At 64.9% G+C, this 21,977-nt stretch carries 27 protein-coding genes; 6 read left to right on the top strand and 21 right to left on the bottom strand.

Annotation, left to right across the window (positions count from 1 at the left end):
• The 7 genes from tatB to ubiE form a co-directional block, all read right to left on the bottom strand.
• Window positions 1–368: Sec-independent protein translocase protein TatB (tatB, locus tag FQ664_RS23885; RefSeq protein ID WP_144175355.1), on the bottom strand; the 368-nt coding region annotated here is incomplete at its 3' end.
• A gap of 3 nt (window positions 369–371) precedes the next feature.
• Window positions 372–644, bottom strand: coding sequence for a twin-arginine translocase TatA/TatE family subunit (locus tag FQ664_RS23880; protein ID WP_025340917.1), 273 nt, complete (start codon window positions 642–644; stop codon window positions 372–374).
• 78 nt (window positions 645–722) lie between these two features.
• Window positions 723–1,058 carry a phosphoribosyl-ATP diphosphatase gene (locus FQ664_RS23875; protein ID WP_144175353.1) on the bottom strand — a complete coding sequence of 112 codons (336 nt, stop codon included), beginning with the start codon at window positions 1,056–1,058 and terminating at the stop codon, window positions 723–725.
• 1 nt (window position 1,059) lies between these two features.
• Entirely contained in the window at window positions 1,060–1,452 is a 393-nt protein-coding gene (gene hisI / locus FQ664_RS23870) for a phosphoribosyl-AMP cyclohydrolase (protein ID WP_013974544.1), read from the bottom strand.
• Window positions 1,453–1,524: 72 nt separating this feature from the next.
• Complete coding sequence (gene ubiB / locus FQ664_RS23865) at window positions 1,525–3,144, bottom strand: ubiquinone biosynthesis regulatory protein kinase UbiB (RefSeq protein ID WP_144175350.1); 1,620 nt, start codon at window positions 3,142–3,144, stop codon at window positions 1,525–1,527.
• On the bottom strand, window positions 3,141–3,764 hold the full coding sequence (locus FQ664_RS23860) for a ubiquinone biosynthesis accessory factor UbiJ (RefSeq protein WP_144175349.1): 624 nt from the start codon (window positions 3,762–3,764) through the stop codon (window positions 3,141–3,143). The genes ubiB and FQ664_RS23860 overlap by 4 nt, the downstream gene beginning before the upstream one ends.
• Complete coding sequence (gene ubiE / locus FQ664_RS23855; protein ID WP_013974541.1) at window positions 3,764–4,534, bottom strand: bifunctional demethylmenaquinone methyltransferase/2-methoxy-6-polyprenyl-1,4-benzoquinol methylase UbiE; 771 nt, start codon at window positions 4,532–4,534, stop codon at window positions 3,764–3,766. Before ubiE ends, FQ664_RS23860 begins: the two co-directional genes overlap by 1 nt.
• A 124-nt stretch (window positions 4,535–4,658) precedes the next feature.
• On the opposite strand from ubiE, the gene FQ664_RS23850 reads away from it, so the two are divergent.
• From FQ664_RS23850 to FQ664_RS23840, 3 genes are all read left to right on the top strand, one after another.
• Window positions 4,659–4,934, top strand: coding sequence for a polyhydroxyalkanoic acid system family protein (locus FQ664_RS23850; protein ID WP_144175347.1), 276 nt, complete (start codon window positions 4,659–4,661; stop codon window positions 4,932–4,934).
• A gap of 122 nt (window positions 4,935–5,056) precedes the next feature.
• Window positions 5,057–5,476, top strand: a complete 420-nt coding sequence (locus FQ664_RS23845) for a phasin family protein (protein WP_144175345.1) — start codon at window positions 5,057–5,059, stop codon at window positions 5,474–5,476.
• A gap of 10 nt (window positions 5,477–5,486) precedes the next feature.
• On the top strand, window positions 5,487–6,248 hold the full coding sequence (locus tag FQ664_RS23840; protein ID WP_144175343.1) for a phasin family protein: 762 nt from the start codon (window positions 5,487–5,489) through the stop codon (window positions 6,246–6,248).
• Between the two features lie 130 nt (window positions 6,249–6,378).
• Here the strand turns inward: FQ664_RS23840 and FQ664_RS23835 are convergent, their stop codons facing one another.
• The 14 genes from FQ664_RS23835 to gshB all read right to left on the bottom strand — a co-directional run bounded on the left by FQ664_RS23835 (window position 6,379) and on the right by gshB (window position 20,371).
• On the bottom strand, window positions 6,379–6,993 hold the full coding sequence (locus tag FQ664_RS23835; protein WP_144175341.1) for a TetR/AcrR family transcriptional regulator: 615 nt from the start codon (window positions 6,991–6,993) through the stop codon (window positions 6,379–6,381).
• Between the two features lie 13 nt (window positions 6,994–7,006).
• Window positions 7,007–8,689: a class II poly(R)-hydroxyalkanoic acid synthase gene (gene phaC, locus FQ664_RS23830; RefSeq protein ID WP_144175339.1), complete on the bottom strand. Its 1,683-nt coding sequence runs from the start codon at window positions 8,687–8,689 to the stop codon at window positions 7,007–7,009.
• Window positions 8,690–8,799: 110 nt separating this feature from the next.
• Window positions 8,800–9,651: a poly(3-hydroxyalkanoate) depolymerase gene (phaZ, locus tag FQ664_RS23825; protein WP_144175337.1), complete on the bottom strand. Its 852-nt coding sequence runs from the start codon at window positions 9,649–9,651 to the stop codon at window positions 8,800–8,802.
• A 61-nt stretch (window positions 9,652–9,712) separates the two neighbouring features.
• Window positions 9,713–11,392, bottom strand: a complete 1,680-nt coding sequence (gene phaC / locus FQ664_RS23820; protein WP_144175335.1) for a class II poly(R)-hydroxyalkanoic acid synthase — start codon at window positions 11,390–11,392, stop codon at window positions 9,713–9,715.
• A gap of 269 nt (window positions 11,393–11,661) precedes the next feature.
• On the bottom strand, window positions 11,662–12,039 hold the full coding sequence (locus FQ664_RS23815) for a gamma-butyrobetaine hydroxylase family protein (RefSeq protein ID WP_144175333.1): 378 nt from the start codon (window positions 12,037–12,039) through the stop codon (window positions 11,662–11,664).
• Window positions 12,040–12,227: 188 nt separating this feature from the next.
• Entirely contained in the window at window positions 12,228–13,571 is a 1,344-nt protein-coding gene (gene hslU, locus FQ664_RS23810; protein WP_144175330.1) for an ATP-dependent protease ATPase subunit HslU, read from the bottom strand.
• A 74-nt stretch (window positions 13,572–13,645) separates the two neighbouring features.
• Complete coding sequence (gene hslV, locus FQ664_RS23805; protein WP_063912003.1) at window positions 13,646–14,176, bottom strand: ATP-dependent protease subunit HslV; 531 nt, start codon at window positions 14,174–14,176, stop codon at window positions 13,646–13,648.
• Window positions 14,177–14,389: 213 nt separating this feature from the next.
• Window positions 14,390–15,661, bottom strand: coding sequence for a dihydroorotase (locus tag FQ664_RS23800; protein ID WP_144175328.1), 1,272 nt, complete (start codon window positions 15,659–15,661; stop codon window positions 14,390–14,392).
• Window positions 15,658–16,662: an aspartate carbamoyltransferase catalytic subunit gene (locus FQ664_RS23795; protein ID WP_144175326.1), complete on the bottom strand. Its 1,005-nt coding sequence runs from the start codon at window positions 16,660–16,662 to the stop codon at window positions 15,658–15,660. Before FQ664_RS23795 ends, FQ664_RS23800 begins: the two co-directional genes overlap by 4 nt.
• A 12-nt stretch (window positions 16,663–16,674) precedes the next feature.
• A complete protein-coding gene (gene pyrR, locus FQ664_RS23790; RefSeq protein ID WP_144175324.1) occupies window positions 16,675–17,193 on the bottom strand; it encodes a bifunctional pyr operon transcriptional regulator/uracil phosphoribosyltransferase PyrR in 519 nt (172 codons plus the stop codon).
• A gap of 49 nt (window positions 17,194–17,242) precedes the next feature.
• A complete protein-coding gene (gene ruvX, locus FQ664_RS23785) occupies window positions 17,243–17,680 on the bottom strand; it encodes a Holliday junction resolvase RuvX (RefSeq protein WP_144175322.1) in 438 nt (145 codons plus the stop codon).
• A complete protein-coding gene (locus FQ664_RS23780) occupies window positions 17,680–18,249 on the bottom strand; it encodes a YqgE/AlgH family protein (RefSeq protein ID WP_144175320.1) in 570 nt (189 codons plus the stop codon). Before FQ664_RS23780 ends, ruvX begins: the two co-directional genes overlap by 1 nt.
• Window positions 18,250–18,420: 171 nt before the next feature.
• Window positions 18,421–19,326 carry an energy transducer TonB gene (locus tag FQ664_RS23775; RefSeq protein WP_144175318.1) on the bottom strand — a complete coding sequence of 302 codons (906 nt, stop codon included), beginning with the start codon at window positions 19,324–19,326 and terminating at the stop codon, window positions 18,421–18,423.
• Window positions 19,327–19,417: 91 nt separating this feature from the next.
• Entirely contained in the window at window positions 19,418–20,371 is a 954-nt protein-coding gene (gene gshB, locus FQ664_RS23770) for a glutathione synthase (protein WP_144175316.1), read from the bottom strand.
• A 237-nt stretch (window positions 20,372–20,608) separates the two neighbouring features.
• On the opposite strand from gshB, the gene FQ664_RS23765 reads away from it, so the two are divergent.
• The 3 genes from FQ664_RS23765 to FQ664_RS23755 are packed head-to-tail and all read left to right on the top strand — an operon-like array spanning window position 20,609 to window position 21,974.
• Window positions 20,609–21,010, top strand: coding sequence for a response regulator (locus tag FQ664_RS23765; RefSeq protein ID WP_144175314.1), 402 nt, complete (start codon window positions 20,609–20,611; stop codon window positions 21,008–21,010).
• Between the two features lie 47 nt (window positions 21,011–21,057).
• Window positions 21,058–21,423, top strand: a complete 366-nt coding sequence (pilH, locus tag FQ664_RS23760; RefSeq protein WP_025340906.1) for a twitching motility response regulator PilH — start codon at window positions 21,058–21,060, stop codon at window positions 21,421–21,423.
• Window positions 21,420–21,974, top strand: coding sequence for a chemotaxis protein CheW (locus FQ664_RS23755; RefSeq protein ID WP_144175312.1), 555 nt, complete (start codon window positions 21,420–21,422; stop codon window positions 21,972–21,974). The genes pilH and FQ664_RS23755 overlap by 4 nt, the downstream gene beginning before the upstream one ends.
• Window positions 21,975–21,977: the final 3 nt, after the last annotated feature.

The following is a 21,977-nucleotide window of genomic DNA, read 5'->3' as shown; positions in this document are numbered from 1 at the left end:
CGCGGCGGTTGAGGCGTTTCAGAAGGCGTGGCCAGGGTGGCAGCTGTGTCGGCTGGCCTGGCTTCGAGCCCGGCGGGGGGCTGCACGGTGGCGGTGGTGACGGGCGGCTGCGTCGGTGGGCTCATCGGGTTGAGGATGCGCTTGGCTTCCTCTTCCATCTGCAGGATGTGCTCGTTGTGCAGCTGACGGCGGATTTCGTCGGCGCCGATTTCGCGCTCCACTTCCATCTTGATGCTATTGAAGCTGCGCTTGAGCCGGCCGATCCACAGGCCTGCCGTGCGCGCGGCACCAGGCAGGCGCTCGGGGCCGAGCACCAGCAAGGCGACCAGGCTGACGAGCAGCAGCTCGCTGAAACTGATGCCGAACATGGGTCAGTCTTTCCGCTGCGGCTCTTGGGCCGGCTGGGCCTGGCCTTCGATGGTGTGGCCCTGGTTCTGCTGGGCAGTGTTCTGCACTGGTGGAACGGGTTGGGCAGGCGGCGGAGTCTGCTCGGCCGGTTTGTTCTCTTCGTCGCTCATGGCCTTGCGGAAGCCCTTGATCGACTCGCCCAGGTCGCTGCCGAAGTTTTTCAGCTTCTTGGTGCCGAACACCAGGACTACGACGACCAGCAGGACGATCCAGTGTTTCCAGTCAAAGATACCCATTTCGTACTCCTGAAAAATGTGTGTTGGCCCTTTCGGGGTTGCATTGCAACCCTTTTGGGAGCGGGCCCCGAAAATACATCAGGCGGACGGCTGGCGTGCGGCCTTCTCATCATGCCCGGACAGCCCGAAACGGCGTTCCAGTTCGTCAAGCACAGCCTGCGGATGCTGGCCCAGCGCGCTGAGCATTACCAGGCTATGAAACCACAGGTCGGCGGTCTCGTAGATGACATCGCTGTAATCCTTGCTGAGCGCTGCGTCCTTGGCGGCAATGATCGTCTCGACCGACTCTTCGCCAAGCTTTTCGAGGATCTTGTTCAGGCCCTTGTGGTACAGGCTGGCCACGTAGGAGCTGTCGGGCGCCGCGTGCTTGCGTTCTTCAAGCACTTCGGCCAGGCGGTTGAGGGTGTCGCTCATGTCAGTGTCCTGCGCTGTAGATGGCATCCGGGTCTTTCAGGACCGGGTCGACGGTTTTCCACTGGCCGTCTTCGAAGACGCGGTAGAAGCAGCTTTCACGGCCGGTATGGCAGGCGATATGGCCCAGTTGCTCGACCATCAGGATGATCACGTCGGCATCGCAGTCCAGGCGCATTTCATGCAGCTTCTGCACATGCCCGGACTCCTCGCCCTTGCGCCACAGCTTGCCACGCGAACGCGACCAGTAGATGGCGCGTTGCTCGGCGGCGGTCAGGGCCAGCGATTCGCGGTTCATCCAGGCCATCATCAGCACGCGTCCGGTCTTGTGGTCCTGGGCGATCGCCGGTACCAGGCCCTCGCTGTTCCACTTGATCTCGTCCAGCCAGTCTTTCATCGTCGACTCCAAAGCGGGCCCGCTCCTGTGCCGGGCCCTTTGCGCTAGTGTGCCAGCCATGGACGCGGCTGGCTATTGGCGCACGATCAGGTAAAGGCCGGCGGCCAGCATCAGCCAGGCCGGCCACGCGGCAGGGGCGGCCAGGCTGGCGACTGCGGCAGCGCCAGCGGCCAGCACCGCGCCACCGCCGAGCAGGCCGGCGCCGAGCAGGCGCAGCGCCCAGCGGTCGCCCTGACGCCGCCGCTCCGGCAGTTGCGGATCGTGCAGGTGCGGTTGTGACAGGCGCTCGAGCAGGTCGCGGGCCATGTCGGCCAGGTGCGGCAGTTGCTCGACCTGGCTGTGGATGTTGCCGAGCACGGCCTTGGGGCTCATGCGGTCGCGCATCCAGCGCTCGAGGAATGGCTTGGCGGTGCTCCACAGGTCCAGGTCGGGGTACAGCTGGCGGCCCAGGCCTTCGATGTTGAGCAGGGTCTTCTGCAGCAATACCAGCTGCGGCTGCACTTCCATGTTGAAGCGCCGGGCGGTCTGGAACAGGCGCATCAGCACCTGGCCGAAGGAAATATCCTTTAACGGTTTTTCGAAGATCGGCTCGCAGACGGTGCGGATCGCCGCTTCGAACTCGTTGACCTTGGTGTGCGCCGGCACCCAGCCCGAGTCGATGTGCAACTCGGCGACGCGGCGGTAGTCACGCTTGAAGAAAGCGATCAGGTTGCGCGCCAGGTAGTCCTGGTCCTCGGCGGTCAGGCTGCCGACGATACCGCAATCGATGGCGATGTACTGCGGGCTCCACGGTTTGACCGTGCTGACGAAGATATTGCCGGGGTGCATGTCGGCATGGAAGAAACTGTCGCGGAACACCTGGGTGAAGAACACCTCCACGCCCCGTTCGGCCAGCAGCTTCATGTCGGTGCGCTGGTCGACCAAGGTGGCCATGTCGGTCACCGGCACGCCGTAGATGCGCTCCATCACCAGCACCTTGGGGCGGCACAGGTCCCAGTACACCTGGGGCACGTACATCAGTTCGGAGTCTTCGAAGTTGCGCCGCAGCTGGCTGGCGTTGGCCGCTTCGCGCAGCAGGTCGAGCTCGTCGTAGATGGTTTTTTCGTAGTCGCCGACGATTTCCACCGGGTGCAGGCGGCGGGCGTCGGCCGAAGCGCGTTCGGCGGCCTTGGCGATCAGGAACAGCCAGGCCAGGTCCTGGGCGATCACCGGCTTCAGGCCTGGACGCACCACCTTGACCACCACTTCCTCGCCACTTTTCAGGCGCGCAGCGTGCACCTGGGCCACCGAGGCCGAGGCCAGCGGCTCGACGTCGAAGCGGCTGAACAGTTGCGTCACCGGGGCGCCCAGCTGTGCCTCGATCAATGCCACGGCCTGCTTGGGGTCGAACGGCGGCACGCGGTCCTGCAGCAGCATCAGCTCATCGGCAATGTCGTTGGGCAGCAGGTCACGGCGCGTGGACAACAACTGGCCGAACTTGATGAAGATCGGCCCCAGGTCCTGCAAGGCCAGGCGCAGGCGCGCGCCACGGCTGAGCTCGCACGGCTTGCGCGGCAGCCAGCGCCACGGCATCAGCAGGCGCAGGCTCATCAGCCACCAGGGCAGCGGCAGGTCGAACAGCAGGTCATCGAGACGGTAGCGGATCACCACACGCTGGATGCGAAAAAGACGGCGGACGGCGAGCAGCTTCATGCGTTATCGCTGGTATCAAGGGATCGGGAGAGGCGCTTGAGGCGCGCCTCGAGGCGTTCTGTATCGAGCTTCAGGGCATCGAGCTCGCTGAAGGCGGCTTCGGCTTCGCGCTTGCCGACCAGGGTGCGGGACTCTTCGGCCAGGTACTCGGAAAGGTTCTGGCTGAAGCGCGCCAGGCCCTGGCGGGTCCAGCGTGCGCGCAGGCGGATGTGGCCGGCCAGCAGCGCCGTGGCGACCGGGCCGAGCCAGCGTTGCAGTTCGTGCTCCCAGTCCAGTTCCAGGTCCTGCAGCACACCGAACAGGTCGAGCAACACGGCGCTGTCGCCATGCAGTTCGACCTGCGGGCTGTGCAGCACGGCAGTCTTGTCCTTGGCCAGGGCCAGTTGCGCCAGGCTGCCGGCCGGGGCGCGCAGGCTGCAGTCGACCTCGCCTTGCCAGTGGGCGGCGAGCATCAGGCCCTCTTCATCGGGCAGGATGAACACCTGCAGGGCCGGCTGCCGGCAGTCGATCTCGATGACCTTGCCGTCCAGCGTGGCCAGCCGCGGCAGGGCCGTGCTGTCCATGCGCAGGACGCGGTTCAGGCCATGTTCGACGCTGGCGAGCAGCCCGGCCAGCAGCATCAGGGCTTGATTCCCCGGTGCACGGCGACGATGCCGCTGGTCATGTTGTGGTAGGTGACGCGGTCGAAACCGGCCTCGACCATCATGGCCTTGAGCGTTTCCTGATCGGGGTGCATGCGGATCGACTCGGCGAGGTAACGGTAGCTTTCCGAATCGTTGGTGATCAGCTTGCCGGCCAGCGGCATGAAGGCGAACGAATAGGCGTCATAGGCCTTGGACATCAGCTTGTTGGTCGGCTTGGAGAACTCCAGCACCAGCAGGCGACCGCCCGGCTTGAGCACGCGCAGCATCGAGCGGATGGCTTCGTCCTTGTGGGTGACGTTGCGCAGGCCGAAGGCGATGGTCACGCAGTCGAAGTGGTTGTCCGGGAATGGCAGCTTCTCGGCGTCGGCCTGGACGAACTCGATGTTGCCGGCCACGCCACGGTCGAGCAGGCGGTCACGGCCGACCTTGAGCATCGACTCGTTGATGTCGGCCAGCACTACCTGACCGGTCGGGCCGACCAGCCGCGAGAACTTGGCTGCCAGGTCGCCGGTACCGCCGGCGATGTCCAGTACACGGTTGCCGGCGCGTACGCCCGACAGCTCGATGGTGAAGCGCTTCCACAGGCGGTGCATGCCGCCGGAAAGCACGTCGTTCATCAGGTCGTACTTGGCCGCCACCGAGTGGAACACCTCGGCGACTTTCTTCGCCTTCTGGCTTTCAGGGACGTCCTGGTAACCGAAATGGGTGGTGGGTTCGGCGTGGTCGCCTTTGCGCTGGTCGTTCATATCGCTTCACCGGAAAAAATTACCGCCATTCTAGGGCGAACGGGCGGATTTGTCTTGGCGGGGTGTGCCAGTGGGCAGGGGCGGGCATAATGTCCATTATGTCTTCATCTTCAGGAACACCCGCATGACCCAGATCAGCGTCGAACGCAAACATTCCCTCGGCCGCGATGCCGCCCGTGCCAAGGCCGAAGCGCTGGTCGACAAACTGACCCGTGAGTACGACCTCAAGGCCACCTGGAACGGTGACCGGGTCGACGTGGCGCGCAGCGGTGCCAACGGCAGCGTGCACATCGGCGAAGACAGCATCCGCGTGGAGCTGAAGCTGGGCATGATGTTGTCGATGATGAGCGGCACCATCAAGGGCGAGATCGAGCGGGCGCTGGACAAAGCCCTGGCCTGATCCCTTCCCGGGCCATGCTCGTTCACCTTAGGGTGAAGATTCTAATTTCCCTCTCTACCTTGTGCTCAAGCCCAACCTCCATGGGCGGTTCCTCCTCCACTCATGAGCATGAGGTACAGAGCATGGCCAAAGTGACTGTGAAGAAAAAGGACGACGCCCCGGGCACGCTGGGCGAGGTGCGCGGCTACGCGCGCAAGATCTGGCTGGCGGGCATCGGCGCCTATGCGCGTGTGGGCCAGGAAGGCTCCGACTACTTCAATGAGCTGGTCAAGGCCGGCGAAGGCGTCGAGCAGCGTGGCAAGAAGCGCATCGACAAAGAGCTTGATGCTGCCAACAACCAGATCGACGAAGCGACCCAGGAGGTCAGCCGCGTACGTGGCAAGGTCGAAGTTCAACTGGACAAGATCGAAAAAGCTTTCGACGCGCGGGTCGGTCGTGCCTTGAATCGCCTGGGCATTCCGTCTAAACATGACGTTGAGGCGTTGTCCATCAAGCTTGAACAGCTGCACGAGCTGCTCGAGCGCGTCGCGCACAAACCATAAGGAGAGCAGGATGGCTGGCAAGAAGAGTTCCGAGAAAGAGGGCAGCTCCTGGGTCGGCGGGATCGAGAAGTACTCCCGCAAGATCTGGCTGGCGGGGCTGGGTATCTATTCGAAGATCGACCAGGACGGCCCGAAGCTGTTCGACTCGCTGGTGAAGGATGGCGAGAAGGCCGAGAAGCAGGCGAAGAAGACCGCTGAAGATGTGGCGGAAACCGCCAAGTCGTCGACCACTTCGCGTGTGTCGGGCGTGAAGGACCGTGCGCTGGGCAAGTGGAGCGAACTCGAAGAGGCCTTCGACAAGCGCCTGAACAGCGCCATCTCGCGCCTTGGCGTGCCGAGCCGCAACGAGATCAAGGCCCTGCACCAGCAGGTGGACAGCCTGACCAAGCAGATCGAGAAACTGACCGGTGCTTCGGTTACGCCGATTTCGTCGCGCACTGCTGCGGCCAAACCGGCTGCGAGCAAAGCGGCGGCCAAGCCACTGGCCAAGCCGGCAGCGGCGAAAACCGCGGCGGCCAAGCCGGCGGCCAAAACTGCCGCGGCGAAACCTGCTGCCAAGGCGGCTGCCAAACCGGTAGCAGCCAAACCTGCGGCGAAACCGGCAGCGGCCAAGCCGGCCGCGGCGAAGAAACCTGCAGTGAAGAAAGCACCGGCCAAGCCGGCCGCTCCAGCGGCCAGCGCTGCTCCGGCCGCTACCCCGGCACCGGCAGCAGCTGCGGCTCCGGCCAGCAACCCGCCTTCGGCACCGACAGGCACCGGCACTCTGATCTGATTCCGCGTCGCCTTCTTCGCGGGTAAACCCGCTTCCACAGGTACTGCGCCGCTTGTAAGCTCTGCACCGTACCTGTGGGAGCGGGTTCACCCGCGAATGCGTCGGCTGCTGCAATACATTCCTGTCAGGCTTACCCCTCCAGGTAGCGCACCGCCAACTGCTCCGCCGCCGCCCGCGCCTGGGCCTGCAGATGCGGCGCCACCAGCATCATCACCTGGTACACCACAATCCCCACATCCCCTTCGCGCCCCAGCACCCGTTGGTAATCCAGCGAGAACATCAGCGTCAGGGTGATCTGCTCCACCAGTTGCCCCAGCGCCTGGGTCTCGCTCTCTACCAGTCCCTGGCCCTTGAGGCTGGCCAGCAAGGCCGCCAGCGTGCGCTTGAGCGCATTGATCAGGCTGCGCATGCCGCGGGCCAGTTTGGGCAGGCGCCCGGTCAGGTTCGACAGGTCCTGGAACAGGAAGCGGTACTGCGCCATGCGTTCGACGATCAGGTGCAGGAACAGCCAGTAATCCTCGGCGTCCAGGCGTACCTCCAGCGGCGGGTCGAGCAAGGGCATCAGCGCCTCTTCAAAGCGCTCGAACAGCCCTAGCACCAACGGCTCCTTGCCGTGGAAGTGGTAGTACAGGTTGCCGGGGCTGATGCCCAGTTCGTTGGCAATTTCCAGGGTGGATACGTTCGGCTCGCCCTGCTGGTTGAACAGCTGCAGGGCACATTCCAGGATACGGTCGCGCGTCTTCATCCAGTCGGCATGCTCATCGGGTCAGCACGTAGGTGCCCGGCGCTGGGCCCAGCGGTGGGTAGGTGGCGTTGCCCAACTCGCTGCGCGGTGCCTTGAGCGGGCCGGAACGAGGGGTGATCCACTCCAGCCACAACGGCCACCAGCTGCCTTCGCTGCGCTTGGCGTCGTGGAACCAGGCGCGCGGGTCGCTGGACAGCTTGGGGTTGGCCAGGTAGTAGGCCTTGGGGTTGCCGGGCGGGTTGATGATGCTCTGGATGTGCCCACTGTTAGCCAGCACGAAGCGCCGGTCGCCACCCAGCAGCAAGGCCGAGCGGTACACCGCGTCCCACGGGGTGATGTGGTCGTTGCTGCCGGCCACGGTGAAGCTGTCCAGCGCGACCTTCTGCAGGTCGATGGGCGTGCCGCACACCTCCAGGCCGGCGGGGTGGGTCAGCGGGTTGTGCTTGAAGAAGTCCAGCAGGTCGCCATGCAGCGCGGCGGGCAGGCGCGTGCTGTCGGCGTTCCAGTAAAGGATGTCGAAGGCGGGTGGTGTCTTGCCGAGCAGGTAGTTGTTGACCCAGTAGTTCCAGATCAGGTCGTTGGGCCGCATCCAGGCGAAGATCCGCGCCACCTCGGCGCCATCCAGCACGCCGCGCTGGTAGGAGCGGCGCTTGGCGGCCTCGATGGTTTGCTCGTCGGCGAACAGGCTGGCGGGGCTTTCGAACTTGCTGTCCAGCAGACTGACCAGGTAGGTGGCGCTGCGCACCCGGCGCAGCTGGTGCTTGGCTTGCAGGTGGCCCTGCAGCGCGGCCATGGTCAGGCCGCCGGCGCAGGCGCCCATCAGGTTGGGGTCGCGGTTGCCGCTGATACTGCGGCAGGCGTTGAGCGCTTCTTCCAGGGCCTGCACATAGCTGGACAGGCCCCATTCGCGGTGACGCGGGTCGGGGTTGCGCCAGCTGACCATGAACACCTGCAGGCCGCTCTTGAGCATGTACTGGACGAAGCTGTTGGTCGAGCTGAGGTCGAAGATGTAGAACTTGTTGATCTGCGGCGGCACCACCAGCAGTGGCCTGGCATGCTGCTTTTCGCTCATCGGCTTGTACTGGATCAGCTCCAGCAGCTCGTTGCGAAACACCACGGCGCCGGCAGTCGCGGCCAGGTTGCCACCCACTTCGAAGGCGCGCTCGTCGACCTGGCGTGGCAGGCCGTCGTTGTGGCGCAGGTCATCGAGCAGGTGGGCCACGCCGCGTACCAGGCTCTGGCCGCCGCTGTTGAACAGCTCCTTGACCGCCAGCGGGTTGAGCAGCGAGTTGCTCGGAGCCAGGGCATCGTTGATCAGGTTGAACAGGAAATGCGCACGGGCCCGGTCATCGTCGTCCAGGTGGCTTTCCTCGATCCACTGGCGGGTCTGCTTCTGCCAGGCCAGGTAGGCCTGCAGGCCGCGGCGGTAGAACGGGTTCTGGCTCCACGTCGGGTCGTTGAAGCGTGAATCGCGCGGATTCGGCTGAAACGGTGTGTCACCCAGCATCACCCGGCCCAGCTGGCCGCCCAGAGCCAACAGGTGGTGCGCGGTGTGCAGCGGGTGGCGCAAGCTTTGGCGGCTGACATTGCGCAGCGTGGAAATCAGGTCACGGCCGCGCAGGCCGAGGATGGCGTTCTGCACGTTCATGCGGGTGGCGGGAAGCGTTGGCGTTCCTTTGGCCGGTTTGTCTTTCATGGCAACACTCCCTCGTCCTGACCTGGTGTTTCATGACTAAACATACTTACTGATTTAGCACGGGCCCGTGGGCGCGGGTAAACCCGCTCCCACAGGGTTTTGCGGCGCTTTCACACACCCGTAGCCGGGCGAGGGTGCATGACGGCGCGCTGTCGTTCTTGCTGGAGGAACTTCATGATGATCGGGGCGACGGCCTCGGCCCGGGTGATCAGGAACAGATGGCCGTCGTCGATAATGTGTAGCTGGGCATTGGGAATCCGCCAGGCCAGCAGGCGCATGTTGATCAGCGGGATCAGCGGGTCGTCGTCGCCGGCCAGCACCAGGGTTGGCTGCTGGATCTTGTGCAGCCAGTGGATGCTGGTCCAGCCAAGCCCGGCGAACAGCTGCCAGTAGTAGCCCATCTTGCCGCCGGAGCGCACCTTGGCAGCATGCTGCATGGCCAGGTCCGGGTCGCGCCGGAAGCCGCCGCCATAGATCATCGGCGCAATACGGATGACATGCGACGGCTGCACGTAGCGCCGTGGGCTGGCCATCATCCACAGCACCTTGGGCTTGCCGGGTACCATCACCGCACCGGCGGCGGTGGCGGCCAGCACCAGCTTCTTGCAGCGCTCGGGGTAGTCGTGGGCGAACTGCTGGGCCAGGGCACCGCCCCAGGACACGCCGATGACGTTGACCTGGCCATAGTCGAGGTAGTCGAGCATACGTGCCGTCAGCTTGGCCAGCCCGGGGAAGCGGTACGGCTGGCGCGGCGTGGACGAGCCTCCGACCCCGGGCACATCGAAAGCGATCACTTCCAGGTCCGGGTCCAGTGCTTCGATGAACGGAAACACCAGCTCCAGGTTGGCGCCGATGCCGTTGAAGATCAGCAACGGCGTCAGGTGCGGCTTGCCCGGGCGGACGGCGGTGCGGATGGACTGGTTGTCCAGTTCGACGGTCCTGAATATATAGGGTTGCGGCATGCGCGTGACTCTTGGGTGAATGAACACCGTGGCACCCTGCAGGTGGCCACGGCGCTGCAGCTCAACGCTCGTGAACGTAGGTGCCCGGGGCGGTTTCGCCGGCGGCATAGGCTCGGTTGCCCAGGCGGGTCGGCGCCTTTTTCAGCTCACCGGCACGCTCGGCCAGCCAGCTTTGCCAGTGCAGCCACCAGGAGTCGGCATGCTTGGTGGCGTTTTCCTGCCAGGCGACCGGGTCACCCGGGCGATCGGCACCGGTCATGAAGCGTGCCTTGGGGTTGCCTGGCGGGTTGAGGATGCTCTGGATATGGCCGCTGTTGGACAGCACGAACTCGATCTTGCCGCCGAACAGGTGCGCTGAGCGATAGCACGACTGCCACGGGGTGATGTGGTCGGCGGTGCCGGCCACGCTGAAGATGTCGCACTGCACTTTCTTCAGGTCGATCGGCGTGCCGCACACTTCCAGGCCATCCGGGCGGGTCAGCGGGTTGCTCTTGAACATTTCGATCAGGTCGCCGTGGAAGGCGGCCGGCAGGCGCGTGGTGTCGTTGTTCCAGAACAGGATGTCGAACACCGGCGGCTCGTTGCCGAGCAGGTAGTTGTTGACCCAGTAGTTCCAGATCAGGTCGTTGGGGCGCATCCAGGCGAACACCTTGGCCATCTCGCTGCCTTCGAGCACACCGGCCTGGTACGAGTGGCGCTTGGCGGCCTCCAGGGTTTGCTCGTCGACGAACAGCGCGACCTGGTTGTCCATGGTGGTGTCCAGCACGCTGACCAGCAGGGTCAGGGCATTGACCTTGTTCTCGCCAAGTGCGGCATAGTGGCCCACCAACGCGGTGCAGGTGATGCCGCCGGAGCAGGCTCCGAGCATGTTCAGGTCCTTGCTGCCGGTAATCGCCAGCACCGCGTCGACCGCCTCCTTGAGCGCATCGATGTAGGTGGACAGGCCCCATTCGCGCTGGGCTTTGGTCGGGTTGCGCCAACTGATGATGAAGGTCTGCTGCTGCGAGCGCAGGCAGTAACGCGCCAGGCTCTTTTCCGGGCTCAGGTCGAATACGTAGAACTTGTTGATCTGCGGCGGCACCACCAGCAGCGGGCGGGCATGCACCTGCTCGGTGATGGGGCTGTACTGGATCAGCTCCAGCACATCGTTGCGGTACACCACGGCACCTTCGCTGGTGCCCAGGTTCTTGCCCACCTCGAAGGCGTCCATGTTCACCTGGCTGGGCATGCCGCCGTTGTTGACCAGGTCCTTGGCCAGGTTGGACAGGCCATCGAGCAGGCTCTTGCCGCCGGTTTCGAAGAAGCGTTTGACCGCTGCCGGGTTGGACAGGGTGTTGGTCGGTGCCATGGCTTCGGTCATCAGGTTGATGACGAACTGGCCGCGGCTGATGTCCTGAGGTGACAGGTCGCTGCTGCCAATCCAGTCCTGCAGCTCCTTGCGCCATGCCAGGTAGGTTTGCAGGTAGCGGCGGTACAGCGGGTTGTTGCTCCAGGCCGGGTCATTGAAGCGACGGTCGTCGCTTTCCGGGGCAAGGTTGGACTTGCCCAACAGCACGTTCTTCAGCTCCAGGCCAAAGTGGGCCACATGCTTGGCGCTGTGCAGCGGTTGGCGCACGGCCTGGCGCAGCACGGTGCGTGCCGAGCTCAACAGGTCCTTGCGACGGATACCGATGACCGGGTTCAGCCCCAGGGTGTTTTCCGAGGCCTGCCGCTGCAGCTCATCGTTGTTCTTGTTACTCATCTACGACGCTCCGTTGTCCTGAGACGAGTACCGGTTGCTGTGGCGGGTACACAGCGCTGAGCCCGGTACTGCTACTCGGGTGACCAGTGATAAGGAACAGCGGTGCTGCGGGGGTTCTGACTACCTGCATTTTGATGCAGGGAACTTGCCACCCTCCATTGGTTACCTGACTTTCATGTAATGCGCAAGACAGCCCTTCACTGGGCTGTCTGCAAGGCATTCAAACAGATGATTTTAGAAAATGCGCTCTAAACCCGGCAGGCCTTGCGCTAGAGCATGAGTTTGACCACCGACTCGGCGGGGTCGCGGGACTTCCCGGCCTTGTGCAGTTCGTCGAGGTACTCGGCCCACAGCTGTTCCTGGCGCAGGCACAGCTGCTCGAGGTATTTCCAGGTGAACAGGCCGCTGTCATGGCCGTCGTCGAAGGTCAGTTTCAGTGCATATTGGCCGGCAGGTTCCAGGCCGCTGAGGCCGACGTTGATCTTGCCGAACTGCAGGATGGGGTTGCCGTGGCCCTGGACCTCGGCGGAGGGGGAATGCACGCGCAGGAATTCGGCGGGCAAGTGGTAGACCTCGCCAGGGGCGTAGGTGAGGCTGAGGGTTTTCGAGGCTTTGTGCAGGTTGATGGCGGTGGGCAGGCGGGCCATGGCTGGAATCTCTCGGGAGCTGATGGTGCACAGCTTCGGGAGATTCGGGGGATTGTGCAAGGGGGGCTGCTTTGCAGCCCAATCGCCGGCAAGCCAGCTCCCACAGGTGCTGCACAGTCTTGAGGATTGTGGTGAGCCTGTGGGAGCTGGCTTGCCGGCGATTGGGCCGCACAGCGGCCCCTGCGGTCTTACAGGATGTAACGCGACAGGTCTTCGTTCTGCGCCAGCTCACCCAGGTGGCTGTTCACATACGCCGCGTCGATCTGGATCGGCGCTTCGTCATGGCTGCTGGCCAGGTCGCCAGCGCTGAACGACACCTCTTCGAGCAAACGCTCGAGCAGGGTGTGCAGGCGGCGGGCACCGATGTTCTCGGTCTTCTCGTTGACCTGGTAGGCAATCTCGGCCAGGCGCTTGATGCCGTCGGCGAGGAACTCGATGTTCAGGCCTTCGGTCTTGAGCAGGGCCTGGTACTGTTCGGTCAGCGACGCGTGCGGCTCTTGCAGGATGCGCTCGAAGTCTTCCGGGGTCAGGGCCTTGAGCTCCACGCGGATCGGCAGGCGGCCTTGCAGCTCGGGCACCAGGTCGCTCGGCTTGCTCAGGTGGAACGCGCCCGAGGCAATGAACAGGATGTGGTCGGTCTTGACCATGCCCAGCTTGGTGTTGACGGTGCAGCCTTCGATCAGCGGCAGCAGGTCGCGCTGCACGCCTTCACGGGAGACGTCGGCACCGCCAACGTTGCCGCGCTTGGCAACCTTGTCGATTTCGTCGATGAACACGATGCCGTGCTGCTCGACCGCTTCCAGGGCCTTGGCCTTGAGTTCATCCTCGTTGACCAGGCGGCTCGCTTCTTCATCGCGAACCATCTTCAGCGCTTCTTTCACCTTCAGCTTGCGCGCCTTGCGCTTGCCTTTGCCCATGTTGGCGAACAGGCTCTGCAGCTGGTTGGTCATTTCTTCCATGCCGGGCGGCGCGGCAATCTCGACGCCCACGGCATCAGCCACTTCGATCTCGATTTCCTTGTCGTCCAGCTGGCCTTCGCGCAGGCGCTTGCGGAACAGCTGGCGGGTGTTGGAATCGGTGCTGGTCTGCGCGGCTTCCTCGGCGAAGCTGCTGACCCGCGCCTGCGGCAGCAGGGCGTCGAGGATGCGGTCTTCGGCGGCGTCTTCGGCGCGGTGGCGCACGCGGATGATCTCTTGCTCACGCAGCATCTTCAGCGCGGCATCGGCCAGGTCGCGGATGATCGACTCGACGTCGCGGCCCACGTAGCCCACTTCGGTGAACTTGGTGGCTTCGACCTTGAGGAACGGCGCGTTGGCCAGTTTGGCCAGGCGGCGGGCGATTTCGGTCTTGCCGACGCCGGTCGGGCCGATCATCAGGATGTTCTTCGGGGTGACTTCGGCACGCAGCTCGGCAGGGAGCTGCATGCGCCGCCAACGGTTGCGCAGGGCGATGGCCACGGCGCGCTTGGCGTCGTCCTGGCCGATGATGTGGCGGTTGAGTTCGTGGACGATCTCACGGGGGGTCATGGACATGATCAATAGGGTCCTCGGGCAGAATGAATCAGCGTGGAAAAGTCCCGCTTGCAGCGGGACGCCAGAACAACTGATTACTCGGCCAGGTCCTGCTCCTCGATGGTCAGGTTGTGGTTGGTGAACACGCAGATATCGCCGGCGATGTTCAGGGCGGTCTCGGCGATTTCACGGGCCGAGAGGTCGGTCTTGTCCAGCAGGGCGCGGGCTGCGGCCTGGGCGTAGGCGCCGCCGGAACCCATGGCGATCAGGCCGTCTTCGGGTTCGACCACGTCGCCGTTGCCGGTGATGATCAGGGAGGCGTCCTTGTTGGCCACGGCCAGCATGGCTTCCAGGCGGCTCAGGGAACGGTCGGTACGCCACTCCTTGGCCAGCTCGACGGCGGCGCGGACCAGGTGGCCCTGATGTTTCTCAAGCTGGCCTTCAAAGCGCTCGAACAGGGTGAAGGCATCGGCGGTGGCGCCGGCGAAGCCCGCGATGACCTGGCCGTGGTACAGGCGGCGCACCTTCTTGGCGTTGCCTTTCATCACGGTGTTGCCGAGGGATACCTGGCCGTCGCCGCCCATGACGACTTTGCCGTTACGGCGGACAGAAACGATGGTGGTCAAGGGGAGAGTCTCCACGCAGCGGGGCGAAAGTGCCTGATGCAGACTCATATGGGGGTGGGGGGAAGGATTTCAACCGTGGGGGATGAATGGTCAGGTTTGGCAGGTAGGCCTGTGTTGGATCATACGCGGGTAAACCCGCTCCCACAGGTATTGCGCTGCCCTTGAAAACAGCGGTGTCCCTGTGGGAGCGGGGTTACCCGCGAATAGCTTTACTCAGGCCTCGTGGCAGACGTGCCCATCGACCAAGGTATAACGTACCGCACCCGGCAGGCAGTGGCCGATGAACGGGCAGTTCTCGCCACGCGAGAACCATTGCTCGCCGGCCACGGTCGAGGCTTGCGGGTCGAACAGCACCAGGTCGGCCGCGCCGCCCACTTTCAGCTCACCGGCCGGCAGGCGCAGGGCTGCCGCCGGGCCGCTGCTCAAACGGGCCAGCAGGGTTGGCAGGTCGAGCAGGCCGTCCTGCACCAGGGTCATGGCCAGCGGCAGCAGCAGTTCGACGCTGCTGATGCCTGGCTCGGTGGCGCCGAACGGGGCCAGCTTGGCGTCGCGTTCGTGTGGTTGGTGATGGCTGGAGATCGCCTGGATCACCCCCGACTTCACCGCCGCACGCAGGCCGTCACGGTCGGCAGTGGTGCGCAGCGGTGGCTGCACGTGGTACAGGCTGGAGAACTCACGCAGCGATTCGTCGGTGAGGATCAGCTGGTACAGCGCTACGTCAGCGGTCACCGGCAGGCCTAGCTGTTGGGCCTGCTCGATCAGCCGCGCGCCTCGGGCGCTGGTGATCTGGGTAAAGTGCGCACGCACGCCGGTCTGTTCCACCAGCAGCAGGTTGCGCGCCAGGGCCACGGTCTCGGCGCTTTCCGGGATGCCCGGCAGGCCGAGGAAGCTGGCCATGGCACCTTCATGGGCCAGGCCGCCGTGGGCCAGGTCGCGGTCCTGGGAGTGGAACACCACGGTCAGGTCGAAAGTGGCGGCGTATTCCAGGGCGCGGGCCAGGGTACGGTTGTTGGGGATTTCCTTCAGACCATTGCCAAAGGCCACGCAGCCAGTATCGCGCAGGGCCACCAGCTCGGCCAGCTGCTCGCCCTCCAGGCCCTTGGTCAGGGCGCCGATCGGGTAGACCTTGCTGTTGGCGGCCTCGCGGGCGCGGTCGAGGATCAGCTCGGCCACGGCCGAGGTATCCAGCACCGGCTTGGTCTGCGGCGGGCAGCACAGGCTGGTGACACCGCCGGCGACGGCGGCGCGGGTTTCACTGGCGATATTGCCTTTGCGGCTGTAGCCCGGCTCGCGCAGGGACACACCGAGGTCGACCAGGCCGGGCGCGGCGACCAGGCCATCAGCCTGGATCGTGCGGCTGGCGCTGAACCCGGCCGGGGCGGCGCCGATGGCGGCAATGCGGCCGCCGTCCAGGTGCAGGTCGGTGACCTGGTCCAGGCCGCTGTTGGGGTCGATGACCCGGGCGCCGAGAATACTGATGGTCACTGGGCGTTCTCCTGGTCGAATTGACGTTGCGCGTTCTGCCCGCTCATGGCCATGGACAGCACGGCCATGCGCACGGCGATGCCGTAGGTGACCTGGTTGAGGATCACCGAATGCTTGCCGTCGGCCACCGCCGACTCGATTTCCACGCCACGGTTGATCGGGCCCGGGTGCATGACGATGGCGTCGGGCTTGGCCGCGGCGAGGCGCGCGGTGGTCAGGCCGAACAGGCGGTAGAACTCGCCTTCGCTGGGCAGCAGGCCGCCGGCCATGCGCTCACGCTGTAGGCGCAGCATGATCACCACATCGACGTCCTTCAGGCCTTCGGCGAGGTCGGTGTACACCTTCACGCCGTACTGCTCGATACCGATCGGGATCAGGGTTTTCGGGCCGACCACGCGGATGTCCGGGCAGCCCAGCGCTTTCAGCGCCAGCATGTCGGAGCGGGCCACGCGCGAGTGCAGGATGTCACCGACGATGGCCACCGAAAGGTTCTCGAAGCTGCCCTTGTGGCGGCGGATGGTAAGCATGTCGAGCATGCCCTGGGTCGGGTGCGCGTGGCGGCCGTCACCGCCGTTGATCACGGCAACTTCCGGGCACACGTGCTCGGCGATGAAGTGCGCGGCGCCGGAGTCGGAGTGGCGCACCACGAACATGTCGGCGGCCATGGCTTCGAGGTTGCGCAGGGTGTCGAACAGGGTCTCGCCCTTGCTGGTCGAGGAAGTCGACACGTTCAGGCTGATCACATCGGCCGACAGGCGCTGGGCCGCCAGTTCGAAGGTGGTACGGGTACGGGTGGAGTTCTCGAAGAACACGTTGCACACGGTCTTGCCGCGCAGCAACGGGACTTTCTTCACGGCCCGGGCACCGACTTCCAGGAAGGAGTCGGCGGTGTCGAGGATCTCGGTGAGCAGTTCACGGGGCAAACCGTCGAGCGAGAGGAAGTGGCGCAGCTGGCCCTGATCATTGAGCTGCAGCGGGCGCTTGGCGTCGATTGGCGTCATCGCGGGGGACTCTTAAAGGGCGGAAGCGGAGGCGAGGTCCTGGCGCTCGAGGGCGAGCGGTGCGGGTCCGGTCAATTTTACCCGTTCATGGGCGGCCAGCGACAGGGTGGCGCCGAGCACATTCGGGCGGATTGGCAGTTCGCCGGCATCCAGGTCCAGCAGGCAGACCAGGGTGACGCTGGCCGGGCGGCCATAATCGAACAGTTCGTTGAGCGCGGCGCGCACCGTGCGGCCGCTCATCAGCACGTCATCCACCAGCACCAGGTGCTGGCCCTCGACTTCGAACGGCAGCTCGGACGGGCGCACTTGCGGGTGCAGGCCGTTCTGGCTGAAGTCGTCGCGATAGAACGAGACGTCCAGGGTGCCCATGGGGCTGGTATCGCCCATGGCTTCCTGCAGGGCCTGGGCAACCCAGACACCGCCGGTGCGGATACCGATGTAACGCGGTTCGGTAATTGCCTGGCGGGCCAGGTGGGCGCGAAGGTCGTCAGCCATCTGCCGGATCAGTTCGGCGGGATTGGGTAGGCTCATTGCGGGCTCCTCGGAAGGGGGCGCCGGGCTGGCCCGGCGGCAAAGATGATCAGGTGTTGGCCTCCAGCCAGCCTTGCAACAACAGGGCGGCGGCGATGGCATCGACCGGGTTGTCGCGGTAGCTGCCGCGCTGACCGCCACGGGCCATGCGTTCGCCCTTGGCCTCGAAGGTGGTCAGGCGTTCGTCGTGGGTGTGCACGGGCAGGTTGAAGCGGCCATGCAGACGGCGGGCGAACTTTTCCGCGCGCGCGCTCATTTCGCTGGGGGTGCCGTCCATGTTCAGCGGCAGGCCGACGACGATGGCGTCGGGCTTCCATTCGGCAATCAGCTTTTCTACCTGGGCCCAGTCCGGCACGCCGTTCTGCGCCTTCAAGGTGCACAGCTCGCGGGCCTGGCCGGTGACGACCTGGCCGACGGCCACGCCGATCTGTTTGCTGCCGTAGTCGAAGCCCAGCAGCAGACGCAGTTCAGGGTGTAGTTCAGCCATCAGGCGTGGCCCGCCTGGCTGGTCAGCAGGTTCAGGTTGATGCCCAGGCTGGCGGCGGCGGCTTCCAGGCGCAGGTCGCTGGTCAGGCCGAAGATGATTTCCGGGTCGAACGGGCAGTTGAGCCAGGCGTTGTCGGCAAGCTCCGCTTCCAGCTGGCCCGCTTCCCAGCCGGCATAACCCAGGGTGATCAGGCTCTGTTTCGGGCCTACGTCGGCGGCGATGGCAAGCAATATATCCTGCGAGGTAGTCAGTGACAGCCCTTCCAGCGCCACGGTGGCCTGGAAGCTGCATTCGCTGCTGTGCAGCACGAAGCCACGGTCGGTCTGTACCGGGCCACCCAGGTAGATCGGCACCTGCAAGGTGCTGGCCGGTGGCATTTCGTCCGGGCGCAGTTGCTCGAGGATGTCGGCCAGGTTCAGCTCCTGCGGCCGATTGACCACCAGGCCCATGGCGCCATGGGCATTGTGCTCGACGATGTACGTGAGGGTCTGGGCGAAGTTCGGATCGGCCATGTGCGGCATGGCGATCAGGAACTGATGCTTGAGGTAGCTCGGCGTCAGGGTTTTCATGGGGGATAGTGTGGCGCCAGGTAGCGAGGCTGACAAGGTGCTCAACGAGGCTTGCTCGATCTCTGTGGGAGCGGGTTGACCCGCGAATGCGTCCGGCCTGGCGACATCATTGCCTGATCTGGCGCATTCGCGGGTAAACCCGCTCCCACAGGGAATCGTGCAGACACCGGATCAGTTACTGGACAGACGGTCGCCACGGGCAAAGCGCCAGGTACGGATGATTTCCAGTCGGTCAAATTCGGCCAGGTCCCCGGTAAACGGCGCAAATGGCGCGGCCAGGCGCACGATGCGCTGCGCCGCCTGGTCCAGTACCGGTTGCCCGGACGACTCCAGCACCAGCACTTCGTACAGCGAGCCATCGCGGTTGATCGACACCATCATGCGCAAGTTGCCGTAGATCTGCTGCCGGCGCGCTTCGTCGGGGTAGTTCAGGTTACCCACCCGCTCGACCTTCTTGCGCCATTCTTCCTTGTACCAGGCGCCCTTGTCGCGCATTGTCGAGGCGGCATTGAGCCGGTGGATGCGCGGGCGCTTGGCGTACATCTGCTGCTCGTTGGACAGCTCCGCCTCCAGGCTGGCGATCTGGCTGGACAGCTGCGAGCTGTCGAAGTCCGGTGCGGGGGCTGCCGGCTTGGGCTGCGGCTTGCTTTCCCTGGGCTTGGGCTCGACCTTTTGCGGTTTGGGTGCCGTGGTCACGACCGCCGACTTCTGCGGGACAGGGGGCGGCACAACCTCGGGCCTGGCCGCAGGTGGCGGGGTGATCTTGTTGATCTTGCTGTCCTGGAACGGCGCCAGTTCGGTGGTCTTGGGCAGCGCTTTCTTGTCCAGGGTGCCACTGCCCTGCTGGTTGTCCTGGGCCTGGAAATCAGCCTTCTCCGGCGGTTTCTCGCTCTTGAAGGTGGCCAGGGTGATGTCCATGGTGTGGCGGATTTCGGCAGGCTTGACCACGCTGAAGCCGACGCCGAGGATCAGCGCCAGGTGCACCAGGGCAGCCAGGAACAGGGTGAAGCCGAGCCGGTCCACCGGGCGAACACGGGGGGGCAGCAGGTCGGCGGGGATGTCAGCGGGCAGCGTCATCAGGTATCCAGCAACCGCAGGGCGGGGTAGCAGGCCAGGCAAAAAGGACCCGCATCATACCCCACTCTGGGTTGTTGCCGTGCGTCGGCGGTCAGCGCGCCTTCAGCTGGCGATCAATGGCATCCATCAATTGCCCGCCGATATCGGTGTTGTAGGCGGCATCGATCTCGCGGATGCAGGTGGGGCTGGTGACGTTGATTTCGGTGAGGTAGTCGCCGATCACGTCCAGGCCCACGAACAGCAGGCCCTTCTCGCGCAGGGTCGGGCCGACCTGGGCGGCGATCCAGCGGTCGCGCTCGGTCAGCGGGCGTGCCTCGCCACGGCCGCCGGCGGCCAGGTTGCCACGGGTCTCGCCGCTGGCCGGGATGCGCGCCAGGCAGTAGTCCACCGGCTCGCCGTCGATCATCAGGATGCGCTTGTCGCCGTCCTTGATCTCGGGCAAATAGGCCTGCGCCATGATCTGCTGGCCACCGTGCTGGGTCAGGGTTTCGAGGATCACCGACAGGTTGGGGTCCCCCGGGCGGTGGCGGAATACCGAGGTGCCGCCCATGCCGTCCAGCGGCTTGAGGATCACGTCGCCGTGGGTGGTGGCGAACTCACGCAGGATGTCGGCACGGCGGCTGACCAAGGTCGGTGACATGCACTGCGGGAACTGGGTGGCGAACAGTTTTTCGTTGCAATCGCGCAGGCTCTGCGGGCGGTTGACCACCAGCACGCCCTCGCGCTCGGCCTGCTCCAGCAGGTAGGTGCTGTAGACGAACTCCATGTCGAAGGGCGGGTCCTTGCGCATCAGGATCACGTCCAGGTCGGCCAACGCGCTGTCCTGCTCCTCGCCCAACTCGAACCAGCGGGCCGGGTCGGCGAACACTTTCAGCGGGCGCATCTGCGCACGGGCCTGGCCGGCGCCCAGGTACAGGTCGCGCTGCTCCATGTAGAACAGGCTCCAGCCGCGTGCCTGGGCGGCCAGCAGCATGGCCAGCGAGCTGTCCTTCTTGTAGGAGATGGACGCGATGGGGTCCATGACAATGCCGAGGCGAACGCTCATGGGGTGGTTCCTCTTGGCGGCACGCGGCCGCGATGGATCGAAAGAAAAGTGGCTCAGGGTGGCGCTGTGAACGCCGCCGGTCAAGGGGCGCGGCAGATGGAACGGGCACCCGGAGTGTGCTAAAAATGCCAGTCATAGTGCTGAATGACAGGCCCATGGGGCTGCTGCGCAGCCCTTTCGCGACGCAAGGCCGCTCCCACAACGGCCCCGGAATTTCGGCAAATGGTAGCCCAACAGATGGAACAACCCCTGAAGGTGATGGTGATCGACGATTCGCGCACGATCCGCCGCACCGCGCAGATGTTGCTCGGTGAAGCGGGCTGCGAGGTGATCACCGCCAGCGATGGCTTCGATGCCCTGGCCAAGATCGTCGACCACCAGCCCAGCATCATCTTCGTCGATGTGTTGATGCCGCGCCTGGACGGCTACCAGACCTGCGCGGTGATCAAGCACAACAGTGCCTTCAAGGACACCCCGGTGATTCTGCTGTCGTCACGTGACGGCCTGTTCGACAAGGCCCGTGGCCGGGTGGTCGGCTCCGACCAGTTCCTGACCAAACCGTTCAGCAAGGAAGAACTGCTCGACGCGATCCGCGCCCACGTGCCCGGTTTTGCCGCAGCCCAACAACACGTACCCTGACTGCGCCCCGCCATGGCACGGTCTTTTTTTCCTGATGGGGAACCAGCATGGCCCGAGTTCTGATTGTCGACGACTCGCCGACAGAGATGTACCGATTGACCGAGTGGCTGGAAAAGCACGGCTACCAGGTGCTCAAGGCCAACAACGGTGCCGATGGCGTGGCCCTGGCCCGGCAGGACAAGCCAGACGCGGTGCTGATGGACATCGTCATGCCCGGCATGAACGGCTTCCAGGCCACCCGCCAGCTCAGCAAGGACCCGGAAACCAGCGCCATCCCGGTGATCGTGGTTACCACCAAGGACCAGGAAACCGACCGCATCTGGGCCACGCGCCAGGGCGCCCGTGACTTCCTGACCAAGCCGGTGGAAGAGGACGCGCTGATCGCCAAGCTCAAAGAAGTGCTTGGGGCTTGACCACCCGCCCGCAGGGCGCGTCGCTGACCGCCTTCGAGTTGTTGCTGGACATCGACCGGCGCTGCCGCCTGCTGGTCGCTGACCAGCCGCCGCAGGACAACCGCCTGCAACAGTGGAGCGGTATCGGCTTTCGCGTTGCCGGGCAATGGTTCGTCGCGCCCATGGGCGAGGTGGCCGAGGTGCTGCGCGAACCGCGCAGTAGCCGCGTCCCCGGGGTGCAGCCGTGGGTGTGCGGGGTGGCCAACCTGCGCGGCCGGCTGTTGCCGGTGATGGACCTGAGCAGCTTCTTCGGCCTGGGCCACGCCGCCCCGGGCAAGCAGCGGCGGGTACTGGTGCTGGACCACGAGGACCTGTTCGTCGGCCTGCTGGTGGACGAGGTGCTGGGCCTGCAGCACTTTGCCCTGGACAGCCTGCAACTGTCGCCACCACAGCCCCTGATCCGCGCCGCTGCACCTTTCGTGCAGGGGCATTTCCCGCGTGAACGCAACTGGGCGATCTTCAGCCCCTTCGCCCTGGCCCAGGCGCCGGGCTTTCTCGATGTGGCGTTATAGGAC

The sequence above is a fragment of the Pseudomonas persica genome (assembly GCF_900291015.1).
Classification (GTDB): domain Bacteria; phylum Pseudomonadota; class Gammaproteobacteria; order Pseudomonadales; family Pseudomonadaceae; genus Aquipseudomonas.
Note: the sequence above shows the minus strand (reverse complement) of the source record. Positions and strands in the feature narration are given on the sequence as shown.

Bases quoted from the DNA above. Each gene is read 5' to 3' on its own strand.
- FQ664_RS23880 (WP_025340917.1), bottom strand. From the start codon at position 644: ATGGGTATCTTTGACTGGAAACACTGGATCGTCCTGCTGGTCGTCGTA.
- FQ664_RS23875 (WP_144175353.1), bottom strand. From the start codon at position 1,058: ATGAGCGACACCCTCAACCGCCTGGCCGAAGTGCTTGAAGAACGCAAG.
- hisI (WP_013974544.1), bottom strand. From the start codon at position 1,452: ATGAAAGACTGGCTGGACGAGATCAAGTGGAACAGCGAGGGCCTGGTA.
- ubiB (WP_144175350.1), bottom strand. From the start codon at position 3,144: ATGAAGCTGCTCGCCGTCCGCCGTCTTTTTCGCATCCAGCGTGTGGTG.
- FQ664_RS23860 (WP_144175349.1), bottom strand. From the start codon at position 3,764: ATGCTGCTGGCCGGGCTGCTCGCCAGCGTCGAACATGGCCTGAACCGC.
- ubiE (WP_013974541.1), bottom strand. From the start codon at position 4,534: ATGAACGACCAGCGCAAAGGCGACCACGCCGAACCCACCACCCATTTC.
- FQ664_RS23850 (WP_144175347.1), top strand. From the start codon at position 4,659: ATGACCCAGATCAGCGTCGAACGCAAACATTCCCTCGGCCGCGATGCC.
- FQ664_RS23845 (WP_144175345.1), top strand. From the start codon at position 5,057: ATGGCCAAAGTGACTGTGAAGAAAAAGGACGACGCCCCGGGCACGCTG.
- FQ664_RS23840 (WP_144175343.1), top strand. From the start codon at position 5,487: ATGGCTGGCAAGAAGAGTTCCGAGAAAGAGGGCAGCTCCTGGGTCGGC.
- FQ664_RS23835 (WP_144175341.1), bottom strand. From the start codon at position 6,993: ATGAAGACGCGCGACCGTATCCTGGAATGTGCCCTGCAGCTGTTCAAC.
- phaC (WP_144175339.1), bottom strand. From the start codon at position 8,689: ATGAAAGACAAACCGGCCAAAGGAACGCCAACGCTTCCCGCCACCCGC.
- phaZ (WP_144175337.1), bottom strand. From the start codon at position 9,651: ATGCCGCAACCCTATATATTCAGGACCGTCGAACTGGACAACCAGTCC.
- phaC (WP_144175335.1), bottom strand. From the start codon at position 11,392: ATGAGTAACAAGAACAACGATGAGCTGCAGCGGCAGGCCTCGGAAAAC.
- FQ664_RS23815 (WP_144175333.1), bottom strand. From the start codon at position 12,039: ATGGCCCGCCTGCCCACCGCCATCAACCTGCACAAAGCCTCGAAAACC.
- hslU (WP_144175330.1), bottom strand. From the start codon at position 13,571: ATGTCCATGACCCCCCGTGAGATCGTCCACGAACTCAACCGCCACATC.
- FQ664_RS23795 (WP_144175326.1), bottom strand. From the start codon at position 16,662: ATGACGCCAATCGACGCCAAGCGCCCGCTGCAGCTCAATGATCAGGGC.
- pyrR (WP_144175324.1), bottom strand. From the start codon at position 17,193: ATGAGCCTACCCAATCCCGCCGAACTGATCCGGCAGATGGCTGACGAC.
- ruvX (WP_144175322.1), bottom strand. From the start codon at position 17,680: ATGGCTGAACTACACCCTGAACTGCGTCTGCTGCTGGGCTTCGACTAC.
- FQ664_RS23780 (WP_144175320.1), bottom strand. From the start codon at position 18,249: ATGAAAACCCTGACGCCGAGCTACCTCAAGCATCAGTTCCTGATCGCC.
- FQ664_RS23775 (WP_144175318.1), bottom strand. From the start codon at position 19,326: ATGACGCTGCCCGCTGACATCCCCGCCGACCTGCTGCCCCCCCGTGTT.
- gshB (WP_144175316.1), bottom strand. From the start codon at position 20,371: ATGAGCGTTCGCCTCGGCATTGTCATGGACCCCATCGCGTCCATCTCC.
- FQ664_RS23765 (WP_144175314.1), top strand. From the start codon at position 20,609: ATGGAACAACCCCTGAAGGTGATGGTGATCGACGATTCGCGCACGATC.
- pilH (WP_025340906.1), top strand. From the start codon at position 21,058: ATGGCCCGAGTTCTGATTGTCGACGACTCGCCGACAGAGATGTACCGA.